At 57.2% G+C, this 12,461-nt stretch carries 10 protein-coding genes and 2 pseudogenes; 4 read left to right on the forward strand and 8 right to left on the reverse strand.

Annotation, left to right across the window (positions count from 1 at the left end):
- The first annotated feature begins 163 nt into the window (after window positions 1-163).
- From nirB to cysG, 3 genes are all read left to right on the forward strand, one after another.
- Window positions 164-2,707, forward strand: coding sequence for a nitrite reductase large subunit NirB (gene nirB / locus GM30_RS00410; RefSeq protein ID WP_049847050.1), 2,544 nt, complete (start codon window positions 164-166; stop codon window positions 2,705-2,707).
- Complete coding sequence (nirD, locus tag GM30_RS00415) at window positions 2,704-3,030, forward strand: nitrite reductase small subunit NirD (protein ID WP_049847051.1); 327 nt, start codon at window positions 2,704-2,706, stop codon at window positions 3,028-3,030. The genes nirB and nirD overlap by 4 nt, the downstream gene beginning before the upstream one ends.
- Window positions 3,031-3,176: 146 nt before the next feature.
- On the forward strand, window positions 3,177-4,550 hold the full coding sequence (gene cysG, locus GM30_RS00420; protein ID WP_049847052.1) for a siroheme synthase CysG: 1,374 nt from the start codon (window positions 3,177-3,179) through the stop codon (window positions 4,548-4,550).
- 44 nt (window positions 4,551-4,594) lie between these two features.
- Here cysG and GM30_RS00425 read toward each other — a convergent pair.
- From GM30_RS00425 to yhfZ, 8 genes and pseudogenes are all read right to left on the reverse strand, one after another.
- Window positions 4,595-5,690 (reverse strand): annotated as a pseudogene (locus GM30_RS00425) (aminotransferase class I/II-fold pyridoxal phosphate-dependent enzyme).
- 15 nt (window positions 5,691-5,705) lie between these two features.
- Window positions 5,706-6,975, reverse strand: a pseudogene (locus GM30_RS00430) (YhfT family protein).
- A 12-nt stretch (window positions 6,976-6,987) separates the two neighbouring features.
- On the reverse strand, window positions 6,988-7,341 hold the full coding sequence (locus GM30_RS00435) for a DUF2620 domain-containing protein (RefSeq protein ID WP_049847053.1): 354 nt from the start codon (window positions 7,339-7,341) through the stop codon (window positions 6,988-6,990).
- A 10-nt stretch (window positions 7,342-7,351) separates the two neighbouring features.
- Complete coding sequence (locus GM30_RS00440) at window positions 7,352-8,227, reverse strand: phosphotriesterase-related protein (RefSeq protein WP_049847054.1); 876 nt, start codon at window positions 8,225-8,227, stop codon at window positions 7,352-7,354.
- On the reverse strand, window positions 8,220-9,449 hold the full coding sequence (locus tag GM30_RS00445; RefSeq protein WP_049847055.1) for a phosphopentomutase: 1,230 nt from the start codon (window positions 9,447-9,449) through the stop codon (window positions 8,220-8,222). The genes GM30_RS00440 and GM30_RS00445 overlap by 8 nt, the downstream gene beginning before the upstream one ends.
- A complete protein-coding gene (locus GM30_RS00450) occupies window positions 9,449-10,612 on the reverse strand; it encodes a YhfX family PLP-dependent enzyme (protein WP_049847056.1) in 1,164 nt (387 codons plus the stop codon). The genes GM30_RS00445 and GM30_RS00450 overlap by 1 nt, the downstream gene beginning before the upstream one ends.
- 80 nt (window positions 10,613-10,692) lie before the next feature.
- Entirely contained in the window at window positions 10,693-11,016 is a 324-nt protein-coding gene (locus GM30_RS00455; RefSeq protein ID WP_049847057.1) for a hypothetical protein, read from the reverse strand.
- Window positions 11,017-11,026: 10 nt separating this feature from the next.
- Entirely contained in the window at window positions 11,027-11,932 is a 906-nt protein-coding gene (gene yhfZ / locus GM30_RS00460) for a GntR family transcriptional regulator YhfZ (protein WP_049847058.1), read from the reverse strand.
- A 321-nt stretch (window positions 11,933-12,253) separates the two neighbouring features.
- Here yhfZ and GM30_RS23390 point away from each other — a divergent pair, with 321 nt between their 5' ends.
- A complete protein-coding gene (locus GM30_RS23390; RefSeq protein WP_038158705.1) occupies window positions 12,254-12,424 on the forward strand; it encodes a YhfL family protein in 171 nt (56 codons plus the stop codon).
- The last annotated feature ends 37 nt before the right edge of the window (window positions 12,425-12,461 follow it).

Below are 12,461 nucleotides of genomic sequence, written 5' to 3' on the forward strand. Positions count from 1 at the left end.
AGTACAAAACAAAAAAGTCTGCCTTTTCCATAACTTATAAAAATCCTGACAAATCATATGGATACCCATTAAGTGGTAGACAAAGGCGTATTTGATTTACATCAATAAGTGGGGTTGCTGAATCGTTAAGGTAGGCGGTAATAGAAAAGAAATCGAGGCAAAAATGAGCAAAGTCAGACTCGCTATCATCGGTAACGGCATGGTCGGTCACCGCTTTATTGAGGATCTCCTTGATAAAGCCCCTGCCGACCAGTTCGACATTACCGTGTTCTGTGAAGAACCCCGCATCGCCTACGACCGCGTCCACCTGTCATCTTACTTCTCTCACCACACAGCGGAAGAACTTTCGCTGGTCCGCGAAGGATTTTATGAGAAGCATGGCATTAACGTGCTGGTCGGTGAGCGTGCGATCACCATCAACCGTCAGGAGAAAGTGATCCACTCCAGCGCGGGCCGCACCGTGTTCTACGACAAACTGATTATGGCGACCGGCTCTTATCCGTGGATCCCACCGATCAAAGGGTCTGAAACCCAGGACACCTTCGTTTATCGCACCATTGAAGATCTCAACGCTATTGAATCCTGCGTCCGTCGTAGCAAGCGCGGCGCAGTGGTGGGCGGCGGCCTGCTCGGTCTGGAAGCCGCTGGNGCACTGAAAAACCTCGGCGTTGAAACCCACGTCATCGAATTCGCGCCCATGCTGATGGCGGAACAGCTCGATCAGATGGGCGGCGAGCAGTTAAAACGTAAAATCGAAAGCATGGGCGTGCGCGTGCACACCAGCAAAAATACCAAAGAGATCGTTCAGGAAGGCACCGAAGCGCGTAAAACCATGCGCTTTGCCGACGGCAGCGAACTGGAAGTGGATTTTATCGTCTTCTCCACCGGTATTCGCCCGCGCGACAAACTCGCCAACCAGTGCGGTCTGGCGGTGGCGCAGCGCGGCGGCATAATGATCAACGACAGCTGCCAGACCTCCGATCCGGATATCTACGCCATCGGCGAATGCGCCAGCTGGAACAACCGCGTGTATGGACTGGTCGCGCCGGGCTACAAAATGGCGCAGGTGGCGGTTGACCATATCATCGGTCGCGAGAATAGCTTTGAAGGCGCGGATCTCAGCGCCAAGCTGAAACTGCTGGGCGTTGACGTCGGCGGCATTGGCGACGCGCATGGCCGCACGCCGGACTGCCGCAGCTACGTCTACCTCGACGAAAGCAAAGAAGTTTATAAACGCCTGATCGTCAGCGCCGACAACAAAACGCTGCTCGGTGCCGTACTGGTGGGCGATACCAGCGACTACGGCAACCTGCTGCAACTGGTGCTGAACGCCATCGAACTGCCGGAAAACCCGGACTCGCTGATCCTGCCCGCGCACGCCGCAGGCGGCAAACCGGCGATCGGCGTTGATAAGTTGCCAGACAGCGCGCAGATTTGCTCCTGTTTTGACGTCACCAAAGGCGCGCTGATCGCCGCCATCAACAAAGGCTGCCACACCGTGGCGGCGCTGAAAGCCGAAACCAAAGCCGGGACCGGTTGCGGTGGCTGTATTCCGCTGGTGACGCAGGTGCTGAACGCCGAACTGGCGAAACAGGGTATCGAAGTGAACCACAACCTGTGCGAACACTTTGCCTACTCGCGTCAGGAGCTGTATCACCTCATTCGTGTGGAAGGCATCAAAACCTTCGACGAACTGCTGGAAAAACACGGTCAGGGCTACGGCTGTGAAGTGTGTAAACCGACCGTCGGTTCGCTGCTGGCCTCCTGCTGGAATGAGTACATCCTGAAACCGGCGCTGACACCGCTGCAGGACACCAACGACAACTTCCTGGCGAACATCCAGAAAGACGGGACGTACTCGGTCATTCCGCGCTCGGCGGGCGGTGAAATCACCCCGGAAGGGCTGATGGCGGTGGGTCGCATCGCGGCGGAATTTAACCTGTACACCAAAATCACCGGCTCCCAGCGTATCGGCCTGTTTGGCGCGCAAAAAGATGACCTGCCGGAAATCTGGCGTCAGCTGATTGACGCAGGCTTCGAAACCGGTCACGCCTACGCCAAAGCGTTACGCATGGCGAAAACCTGCGTCGGCAGCACCTGGTGTCGTTACGGCGTGGGCGACAGCGTCGGCTTCGGCGTTGAGCTGGAAAACCGCTACAAAGGCATTCGCACCCCGCACAAAATGAAGTTCGGCGTCTCCGGCTGTACCCGTGAATGTGCGGAAGCACAGGGGAAAGACGTCGGTATTATCGCCACCGAGAAAGGCTGGAACCTGTACGTCTGCGGAAACGGCGGCATGAAACCGCGCCACGCCGATCTGCTGGCCGCCGATCTCGATCGCGATACGCTGATCACATACCTCGACCGTTTCATGATGTTTTACATCCGCACCGCCGATAAGCTGACGCGTACCGCGCCGTGGCTGGACGCAATGGAAGGCGGCATTGAGTATCTGCGCAGCGTGATCATCGACGACAAACTGGGTCTGAACGAGCAACTGGAGGCCGAGCTGGATCGTCTGCGCGCGGCGTTCGCCTGCGAATGGACCGAAACCGTCAACAACCCGGCGGCGCAGGGTCGATTCAAACACTTTATCAACAGCGCACAACGCGACCCGAACGTGCAGGTCGTGCCTGAGCGAGCACAGCATCGCCCTGCAACACCGTATGAGCGCATTCCGGTTACTCTGGTGGAGGAAAACGCATGAGCCAGTGGATAAACATCTGCAGTATCGACGATATCCTGCCGCAAACCGGCGTCTGCGCCCTGCTGGGTCAGCAACAGGTAGCGATTTTCCGCCCGCGCCATGACGAGCAGGTGTTCGCCATCAGCAACATCGACCCGTTCTTCGACGCCAGCGTGCTGTCCCGCGGTCTGATTGCCGAACATGACGGCGATCTGTGGGTCGCCAGCCCGCTGAAAAAACAGCGTTTCCGTCTGCGCGACGGCCTGTGTATGGAAGACGAAAACCACTCCATCGCCCATTTTGACGCACGCGTCAAAGATGGCCAGGTGCAGTTGAAGGGCTGATCGTTTTTGGCATAAGTCATGCCAAAAACTTATTAATGAAGAGGGATAACGGCAGGAAAAATCGTGTATTCCGGACGATGACTGCTGTTATCCTTACTCTCATGACGCATCCCCGCATTTCTGTTTTCACTCCGTGAGGTTATTCCGTGGATCACCTGCCCATATTCTGCCAGTTGCGCGATCGCGACTGTTTACTGGTCGGCGGCGGCGATGTTGCCGAGCGTAAAGCCAGATTGCTGCTGGATGCAGGCGCACGACTGACCGTCAATGCCCTCGACGTGGTCCCGCAGTTCACCGTCTGGGCCGACAACGGCCAGGTGACGCTGGTGAAGGGCGACTTTAATGAATCCCTGCTCAACACCTGCTGGCTGGTGATTGCCGCAACTGACGATGAACAGGTAAACGAGCGGGTCAGCCAGGCGGCGGAAGCGCGACGTATTTTCTGTAACGTGGTCGATGCGCCGAAGCAGGCCAGTTTTATCATGCCGTCGATCATTGACCGTTCGCCGCTGATGGTCGCCGTCTCGTCCGGTGGCACCTCACCGGTGCTGGCGCGTCTGCTGCGTGAAAAACTGGAAGCGATTCTGCCGCAACATCTGGGCCAGGTGGCGCACTACGCCGGGCAGCTGCGCGCACGAGTGAAAAAACAGTTTGCTACCATGAGCGAGCGTCGCCGCTTCTGGGAAAAACTGTTTGTGAACGACCGTCTGGCGCAGTCGCTGGCAAATCAGGATCAGTTAGCGATTAGCGAAACCACCGAGCGGTTGCTGAGTGAAGATCTGGATCACCGTGGCGAAGTGGTGCTGGTGGGTGCCGGACCGGGCGACGCCGGGCTGCTGACGCTGAAAGGGCTGCAACAAATTCAGCAGGCGGATATCGTGGTTTACGACCGTCTGGTTTCGGATGACATCATGAATCTGGTGCGCCGTGACGCCGACCGCGTGTTTGTTGGCAAACGCGCCGGTTATCACTGCGTGCCGCAGGAGGAGATCAACCAAATCCTGCTCCGCGAGGCGCAAAAAGGGAAACGCGTGGTGCGTCTGAAAGGCGGCGACCCCTTTATCTTTGGCCGCGGCGGCGAAGAGCTGGAGACGCTATGCAATGCCGGTATTCCGTTCTCCGTCGTACCTGGCATTACCGCAGCGTCCGGCTGTTCGGCCTATGCGGGGATCCCGTTGACGCACCGCGATTACGCCCAGAGTGTCCGTCTGGTTACCGGCCACCTGAAAACCGGCAGCGAGCTTGACTGGCATAATCTGGCTGCCGAAAAACAGACGCTGGTGTTCTACATGGGGCTGAATCAGGCCGCGACTATTCAGCAAAAACTGATAGAGCACGGAATGGCGGCAGACATGCCGATCGCGCTGGTTGAAAACGGCACCGCCATCAAACAACGCGTAGTGGATGGCACGCTGGCGCAGCTCGGTGAGCTGGCACAACAGGTCGTCAGCCCGTCGCTGATTATCGTCGGTCGCGTGGTCAGCCTGCGTGAAAAACTGAACTGGTTCTCGAATCACTAACTTACCGCGCCCGGCAGTCACCGTTGCCGGGCGGGCACTTCGGGTTACAACCCTTCGCAGCTGTCGCGCAAAATCCGCAGGATCGTCTCGTCACCGCACAGGTTGGGGTTGATGCGAATCGTGGTGCGTTCCATCCCCGGATTCGCCTCACGGAACGTCCCGGAAAGCCGGTAAAACAGCGGCGGGATTTCGTATTTCGATTCCGCCCCCACCGGCCTCGGCAGCGCGCCGAACTGGCTGGCGTTCTCCAGCACCTGCTCCGCAATCGGCTGATGAAAAGTGACCAGCAGCACTTTGGACTGTGCATTGGCAATTGTCGCCTGCTTCACCTGCGGGATCGCCCCACGGTTCAGCGCCAGCATCAGGCGTTCCGTCACCTCCGACTGCACGGCATGCGTCACTGGCGCGAACGCCAGCCCACGCAATACCGCCAGCGCCTGCGGGCCCTGAATCTGACTGCCGCCGGAGTACATCATTGCGCGAATGCGGGACACCGCCTGCGCGTCACCAACCACCGCGCCGACGCCTTCCGGACCGAACAGTTTGAAGCAGGAGAATGTCGACAGCGTAGCGCCGCATTCACAGCCAATCTGCGCCACTTTCAGCGTCGCGTAGTTATCGTCGGTGATCGTGGGGATCTTCGCCTGCGCCAGCTGTGCCAGTACCTCCCCGAGAACATAGCTGTCCTCGGGTCGCTGCCGGGTATGCTGCACTAACGCCGCATCAGGCTGCTGACGGGCGAGCGCCATCGCCAGCGCCCGCTCGTTATTGAAATCCACCCGAATCAGCGACAGTCCCATTTGTTCGATGAGCGTGGCGCTGGTCGGATAGATCGGCGCATCATGAACCAGCAACCGTCCCCCAGGTTTGATCAACGCCGCCAGCCCGGCGCGGATCGCTCCGGTTCCCGCGCCCTGCACCAGCACCGCGGCGTCGGCGTGGAAAAAATCCGCCAGCACCGCTTCCACGCGCTGCGTCGTCTGCGGCTGGGTAAGACCCCGCNNGCCCCGGCACCAGGCCCAAATCGCCCCCGTTCAGGAACGACGCGCCAGGGAAGTGACGGCAAATGGCGTCCACCAGCGCAAACTGCTTTTGTTGCGCCTCAACCAGCGACATGCTTTTGAGGGGAAACGTCTTCATCACACGACCTCAGCGTTACGCAGGAATAAACAACCCGCACCAGTAAAGAATATTGAGCACAATCCCGGCGATCATTACCGCCACCACCGGTGCCGCCATACGCTGGATTGGCCGTCCCAACGACTCGTTGAGGAAATAGAGCGCGGTGGCGATCGAGAAACCGGTGTAGCCTGCCATTTTGATGGCGGCGAAGATGGAGCCCACCAGCAGCGCCATTTCCATCAGCATATTCATGGCGTTACGGATGTTATCCGACGCGTTGCGCACCGACGGATAGCGCCCGAGCCATTTGCCGATGGAGCGCAGCAGCAGCACCTCTGCGGAAATGACCATCGCGCCGAGAAGGGCGGCAATCCACGGATTCGGCGCCAGATACCCCACCGCATAGACAAAAGTGAAGCCCGCAACAGCGTACACCCCGGTCGCCAGCGCGGTGGTGGCAATCAGCGGAACAAAGCCGAGGCCGCGCATAAATTCGGCCAGCGCCGCCTGATGCACCAGCGTCTGCGATGCTTCCGGCGTAATACCTGCGGCATAGGCTTTTTCAAGGGTGAAAATCGACACCTCGCTCCCGGCAAAAATCTTCATGCAGGCGACGGCGGCAATCAGCGCCCCGACGATGGCAATGTAGGGCAGGTTTTTGATGATGCGGGAGGTTCGCTCTTCAAATACCGAAATGCCGCTCATGTCCATGTCCTGCTCGTCGCGGTGGCGCAGATCGTGAGAAATAGCGATCCCCAGCAGCATCACCATCCCGATAAAGATCTCAATTGACTCCGGGTTCAGATGCGGGAAGAAACGCACGACCAGCACGCGCGTCGCCAGCACAACGACGGCGGCCACCAGACTGTTTTTCCAGCCAAACTGGTAGAAAATCGCTAGAACTCAGTTCGCCCAGCGACCCGAGTACGTCCACCGGCAGCGCGGTGAGCAGATGGTTAACCGGCAGCAGACAGGTAAGGATCAGCACGCCCCAGATGGCGCCCAGCCCAAAAGCCAGAACACTGTTTACCGCCAGTACCCCGAGGATATCGGTAGGCAGGAAAAGCAGCCAGGCGTTAAGCAGCCCGGTTTTCAATGTGAATGAGATCCCCACCGAAGCGACAAAGCCGATGCTCAAACCGAACGCGATACTGGCCGCCTCACGGCGTTTCATATAGCCTTCGATCAGCTGCGGCAGAATCGGGCGGATCCCGTCGTGAAAAACAGCGGCAGAACGATGCGCCAGCAGCGCCGTCATTCCGGTAAGCAAAGCGACCACTATTATTTGTATGTAAAGGGCCATAGACGTGCCTTTTTATTTTAAGTAGTTGATAAGCATTGGAATCGCGTGCTCAATGTGCTCAACAGAAAGGCCAAATGCCACTTTCCCTTCTGCCACCATCTTCGCGACGTGATCCTCTTTTGCCTTGATGCCGGGTTTGGCGATGGTACAACTCTTGTTAAATCCAATAATGGCGATGGCTATCGACAACGCCGCGCCCGCCCCGGTATTACAGGCTCCGATGTAGTAATCCAGTTGCCCTGCCTTGACCTTCATCGCGGCTTCCATGTCGTTGTAAATAAACACCTCAAAACAGCCAGGCGCAGACGTTTCGATGGTCTTTTTGATAAGTTCACGCTGTAAACCAGCAACACCGATCTTTTTCATGTCTCTGTCCTTACTGGAAAAATTGCGAAGGGTTGTCACGTAACATCACATCCACCTCCGCCTGGCTAAAGCCGGACTGACGCAACAGCGGCACAAAGGTGGTGAGCAAATAGCTATAGCCATTGCCGCCGTTGGCCTTCAAATGGGAGCGTCGGGTAATATCCATAGAGAGCATCACGCGGTGGAGCAGTCCCCTGTCGCGCAAGGCATGGAGCATGTCGATGCGTTTCGCATCGGGGTAATAGTTGTTCTTGCCGATGGTATCGAACTGCACGTACGCGCCGAAATCGATCATCCGCAGAATGTCGTCGAGATTGTCTTTCAGATCGCAATGGCCGATGACCACGCGGGAGAGATCCACACCGTAGCCGGACAGCAGCGCCAGCTGTTCCAGCCCCATCGTACTGAACGACGTGTGGGTGGAAAGCGGGCGACCGGTCTCGAGATGGGCGATAGCCGCAGCGTTAAAGACCTTTTTCTCCAGCTCAGTGATTATCCCTTTGCTGGAGCCGATTTCGGCAATAATGCCCGCTTTCAGCTCGCTGCCTTCGATACCCTTTTCAATCTCATCGATCATCTCCTGCGCCAGCTCCCGGGTGCTGCGCCTCGCGACGTGTTCAGGGTAAAAATCGTGCTGATAATAGCCGGTGCAGGCCACCACGTTGATGCCGGTATCGCGCATCAGATCCTGCATAAACTGCGGATTGCGGCCCATGTAGCGGTTGGTCATTTCGATGATATTGCGCACGCCAAGGTTCATTAGCGCCCGCATCTCATCGCAAATCAGCGCGTACTGATCCAGCCGACAATCGATATCACCCTTAAAACCCGATAAATCGATATGAAGGTGTTCGTGCGCATAGGTGTAACCGGTGCTGTTAATCATGTCGGTTCCTCGCGGTTCTCAGGAGTGGAAGGAAAGAGCGGCCATTCTCTGGCGCGCGGGCGCCAAAGAAATCGCAGACGGTGGCGCCGATATCCGATAGCGAGGCGCGTACGCCGAGCTCTGCGGGCGGTAAATCTGGCTGCCAGACCAGTACCGGCACCTTCTCGCGGGTGTGTCGGCTGTGGCCAATGGTCGGGTCGTTGCCGTGGTCGGCCATCACCACCAGACAGTCGTCCGGGCGCATCGCCGCCATCAGCAAGGCCAGATGCCGGTCCACCAGTTGCAGGCGGTCAGCGTAACGCGCAACGTCTTCGGCATGACCCGCCAGATCGGTTTCCTGGATGTTGGTGCAAATAAACACGCTTTCCCGTTGGTTCAGCGCATCAAGGGTGATCTCCATGATCTGCTGGCTATCCACCAGGTTTTGCCAGCTCTCACCATGAGAATTATTAACAATATCGGCCACTTTACCGACCAGCACGGTCGTGACGCCGACGGCATGCAACCGGGCGGGCACCTGAACGCTGTCATCAACGCCGTAACCCATATGCACGACCTGGAATCCGTTCTGATAAGCACCGGAACGCGGCGCGTTGATGCCGATGTACACGCCGTCGCGAATTTCCACGGCATCCCAGAGCTGCTGCGTGCTGGCGAGCAGCCCACCGAACGCAATCACCCGGCCGACCTCCACCTGCTGGCGAACGATCCGACCAATCGCTTTCACCTCATCGAACGATTTCTCGCTGAGGTTGCCGGTAATGTTGTAGACCTGCCCTAAATCGGCTTCGAGGTTATCGCCAATCGCCACGGCATCATCCACCAGCAGCCAGTGCGGGCCATCGCCGCAGCGCTGCGTTTTCCAGCCTTCTGCACGGAGTGCGGCATCAACCTTGTCGATCACCTGGCTAAACGGCATCCGCAGCGGCGTGCGCGGCAGAGTACCGAGAATTTCCTGATGCCCCATAAACGTATCGCCGCCTTCGTGCATCAGCTCCGCCACGCCCCAGGTCGCCGTGGATGACGGTCGCATCACGCCGGGTGTCGCACCCAGCGCATTCATCAGGCCGAGTTTTTCCAGCGTAGGAAGCCGCAGCGTCGGCAGATGCTCAAGAATATGGCCGCATGTGTTCGCGCCGAGATCCTGCGGCCTGACCCGGGGGACATCGTCCATTGCACCCACCCCAAAACTGTCGATCACCAACACGACGAAACGCGCCATTACGCCTCCAGAAGATTTCCCAGACTGTCATAGCGGGCAGCGATGTGCGGTTCACCGCGCTGGATACCTTCCACCAGCACCACATCGCTACGGGTGACAAAGATTTGTGTACGGAAACAGCAGATAACGGCGCTGCTGACCGGGAAACGGTCGTTGAGCGCCAGGTGATAATCGATACTGCTGTCGTCAAATGGCTTCAGGGATGTCTCCACTGGCGTGTCGCTGCCGCGCGGAAAAACCAGCGCATTGCGGGCGTGACCCCGGCGATAGTAACCGCCACCATAACAAAAGCTGCGACCCTGAAAGTCGTGTGAAATTTCACTCAGCCACAGCATGGCAATGCGTTCAGGTTGATCGCCCTGCTGGTTTGCCGGAATAGTGCCGGTCAGCGCATGGCCGGGTTCACCGTGGGTCACGCCGAACGACGCCAGCAGCGGCAACGTCGCACAGCTTGTCGCCGACGGCGCATTCAGCTGCGTAATCTCCACGCCCGCTTTTTTCAGGCTGTTACGCGCATTCACCAGCGACAGCAGATTCGGCGTCGGCACCGTTTCACCCACTGCATCGTCCCACAGCAGGCAAGGGAAGTGCGTCAGGCCGGTCAGTTGCAGCCCCGGTAACTGGCGCAGTTCGGCGACGACGCGTTCCAGTTCCACCAGCGCAAAACCGCTCTCCTGCCCGGGATAGAGAAAATCATTTTCGCCATACACTTTCAGCATCACCGCCTGCGTCCGACCTGCATCCACCGCAGCCTTCGACACTTCACGCGCCTTTTCCAGGGTGAAGAGGGTGATGACATCGGTGCCCTGTCCGACGGCTTCTGCTATCTGATCGTGCGGAATTTGCACCAGATGCCCCTGATGCGCGACCTTCAGCCCGGCGCGGCGCATGACCCGGCTCTCTTTAAAATCGACGGCGACAATGCCCTGATAGCCAAGCGCCAGCAGCTTTTCCGCCAGCCAGGGATTGCGCCCGATCTGCTTGGTCATCAGATACAGCGAGATGCCGTGCTGGCTGGCAACGCTCAGCAGACGTTTGCCGTTTTCCAGCACCTGATCGACATCAATCACCCAGCTGTCTGGCGCGATGCTGCCCTGCTGCCAGAGCCGGAGTGCCGCGCGAATCAGCGCGGGATTCTGACGTTTCAATGCGTTTATAAACATGTAAGCCTCAGTTTCTGTTCCCTGAATGCCAAATATTCATTTTTTTGAATATTTAAGTTGTGATAAAACACGCTGCGTCATCATGAGTGACCTTCGTTTGCCGCCAGCCATAATCCATACNCCGTAAATCCTTTCAATAACGCCTGGTGCGCAGTCAGCACGTGCGGCCACAACGCCGATTGCTGAATTTCTTCCAGCAGTTCCGCGTCCAGCGGCGCAATGACTTCGCCCCGGCGGCTGCGCATCAGCGCGTTCGCCATGTGCGTCACCGCCATCTCGCCCTGTTCGCTGAACACCGGAAGTGATAACTCGGCGTCCATCTGCCGTACCACCTGCAACATGCCGTCACAAATATCCTGGTCGATCACGCCCGCCTGACACAGCAGATTGAGTCGATTTTCCATCCCGCACTCCTTAATAGCTCGGGTCCTGTTCTTCATTCACCACCCGCCGCTGATGCGCTAACAGCTCAGGCTTATTCACTACCGTTTCAATCAGATGCTGCATCGGATAATCATCCGCTCGCGTCAGCACCACCGCTTCTGTCGCCTGAGCAAAACGCGGATCGCCTTTCAGCGGTATCGCCTCTAACCCCAGAACCACCAGCTCCGATTCAACCGCCACGTTCCAGATAACGCCGTCGATATCGCCTTTCACGATACGGTGCAGGCTTTCGTGGTAGGGCACATCGACCCGCTCAATGTCACGATCGCCAAACCAGAGGCTGGTCATGATTTTCTGGTCAGCAGACCGGTTGTCGATCCCTACGCGGCGCACGTTTTTGGCGTCGCCTTTTCGGCAAATAAGCTGGTGTTCGCCAACGTACGTTTGCGCACCCAGTTCCAGCACCATGCAAAGCGCGTTGCTGTTGAGATAGTTTTCAGCCGCCAGCCGGGACACCACCGCCATGTCGTAAACGCCGTTGAGCAAACATTCCACGCGAACGTCGGCACCCCGCATGTGGGCAAAATAAAAGGGTATCCCCTCAAATTGTGATTTCAGACCGCTGGCTAACCCTTCGTATAACCGGGTATAGGGCAACGGCATAGCACAGACCACGTTGCGGATATCCACATGCGACAACAGCGCCTTATGATCCATGTCGGCCAGGAAGCTTCCGTTGCGCCCGCGTCGCTCAATACGAATCGCCCCTTCTGACTCCAGCGTTTTCAGTGCCGCCTGGGTTAACCCCACCGATGAGCCACACTCTGCGGCCAGTTCTTCGATGGTTTTCAATCGGTTACCACATCGCTGCCCCAGCAGGTAGCGCGCAAGCGTGGTTAACGTCATGCCCTCTTTCTTAATGAATGTTCTGCGCATTACAAATCTTCAGTAAATTGAATATTTTTATATTCATTAAACTGAAGATAAAGCACAAGCATGAAAAGTGTAAACAGCGAATCTTGTCACATAACAAAATGCAATGGTTGGCGCTGTATACATTGGGAATGGTAACAGGCATCAATACTATCGTTATTTCAAGTCCGGATAGCTACCCGATCAGCCATTGTCGCGTCTGGAATAATTGCTTAAATTCCCCGGCTGGATTCATCGTGAATTATTAACGGATTAATCCTTTAAACCCTATCGCGCTCACCACGCGTTGTGGATATTCAATAAATGACCAGCAGGGATATCATGATGGGAAAAACCATTAAAATCATTGCGCTACTTGGCGCGCTGTCAACGCTGACCGCCTGTACCGGCCACATCGACAATAAAAGCAAAAACTGCAGCTACGATTACCTCTTACACCCCGCCATTTCTATTTCGAAAATCATCGGCGGTTGCGGTCCGGCAGCGGATCAATAATCACGTCGCCAGCGCAGGATATAAAAAAACCGGGTTT

The sequence above is a fragment of the Trabulsiella odontotermitis genome (genome assembly GCF_001188485.1).
Taxonomy (GTDB): Bacteria; Pseudomonadota; Gammaproteobacteria; order Enterobacterales; family Enterobacteriaceae; genus Trabulsiella; species Trabulsiella odontotermitis_A.

Bases quoted from the DNA above. Each gene is read 5' to 3' on its own strand.
- GM30_RS00435 (WP_049847053.1), bottom strand. From the start codon at position 7,341: ATGAAAAAGATCGGTGTTGCTGGTTTACAGCGTGAACTTATCAAAAAG.
- nirD (WP_049847051.1), top strand. From the start codon at position 2,704: ATGAGCCAGTGGATAAACATCTGCAGTATCGACGATATCCTGCCGCAA.
- GM30_RS00450 (WP_049847056.1), bottom strand. From the start codon at position 10,612: ATGTTTATAAACGCATTGAAACGTCAGAATCCCGCGCTGATTCGCGCG.
- GM30_RS00445 (WP_049847055.1), bottom strand. From the start codon at position 9,449: ATGGCGCGTTTCGTCGTGTTGGTGATCGACAGTTTTGGGGTGGGTGCA.
- GM30_RS23390 (WP_038158705.1), top strand. From the start codon at position 12,254: ATGGGAAAAACCATTAAAATCATTGCGCTACTTGGCGCGCTGTCAACG.
- yhfZ (WP_049847058.1), bottom strand. From the start codon at position 11,932: ATGCGCAGAACATTCATTAAGAAAGAGGGCATGACGTTAACCACGCTT.
- GM30_RS00440 (WP_049847054.1), bottom strand. From the start codon at position 8,227: ATGATTAACAGCACCGGTTACACCTATGCGCACGAACACCTTCATATC.